Genomic DNA, 854 nt, shown 5'->3' on the forward strand with positions numbered 1-854 from the left:
CCCGTGGCCCCCGCGGCCCCCGTCCCCGCGCACGTCCTCGCCGCCCACCGGCTCACCCTCGGGTACGGCGGCCGTACCGTCGTCGACGGGGTCGACCTCGGTATTCCCGCCGGGGTCGTCACCGCCGTCGTCGGGCCCAACGCCTGCGGTAAGTCCACGCTCCTGCGCGGGCTCGCGCGGCTGTTGGCGCCCGCCGCCGGGACCGTCACCCTCGACGGCGCCGACATCCACCGCATGCCCGCCCGCGCCGTCGCCCGCCGCCTCGGCCTGCTGCCGCAGCAGGCCGTCGCGCCCGAGGGCGTCACCGTGGAAGGGCTCGTACGCCTCGGCCGCTACCCCCACCAGCGGCTGCTCACCCCCTGGTCCCGGGCCGACCAGGCCGCGGTCGAGGAGGCCCTCGCCCGCACCGGCACCGACGCCCTGCGCGACCGCCCCGTCGACCAGCTCTCCGGAGGGCAGCGGCAGCGCGCCTGGATCGCGCTCGCCCTCGCCCAGGACACGCCCCTGCTGCTCCTGGACGAGCCCACCACCTTCCTGGACCTGCGCCACCAGCTCGACGTGCTCGACCTGGTCGACGAGCTCAACACCGGGGCGGGCCGCACCGTCGTGATGGTCCTGCACGACCTCGGCCAGGCCGCCCGCTACGCCGACCACCTCGTCGTCATGTGCGACGGCAGACCGGCCGCCGCCGGCCCCCCGGCCGACGTCCTGACGGCCGAACTCGTCGAGAAGGTCTTCCAGGTCGAGTGCCGGGTCGTGCCCGACCCGGAGACCGGCACGCCCCTGGTCGTCCCGCGCGCCCGCCCCGGCGGCCGCGGACACCGCGCCGGCCGCCCCCACCGGCCCCACTGACC

General features: G+C 77.6%; 1 protein-coding gene. It reads left to right on the top strand.

Going from position 1 to position 854, the window contains the following annotated elements:
• Positions 1–3 precede the first annotated feature (3 nt).
• Positions 4–852, top strand: a complete 849-nt coding sequence (locus tag ACSNOH_RS34955) for an ABC transporter ATP-binding protein (RefSeq protein WP_436725468.1) — start codon at positions 4–6, stop codon at positions 850–852.
• Positions 853–854 lie beyond the last annotated feature (2 nt).

The sequence above is a fragment of the Streptomyces sp. URMC 127 genome, from assembly GCF_051386535.1.
Taxonomy (GTDB): Bacteria; Actinomycetota; Actinomycetes; order Streptomycetales; family Streptomycetaceae; genus Streptomyces.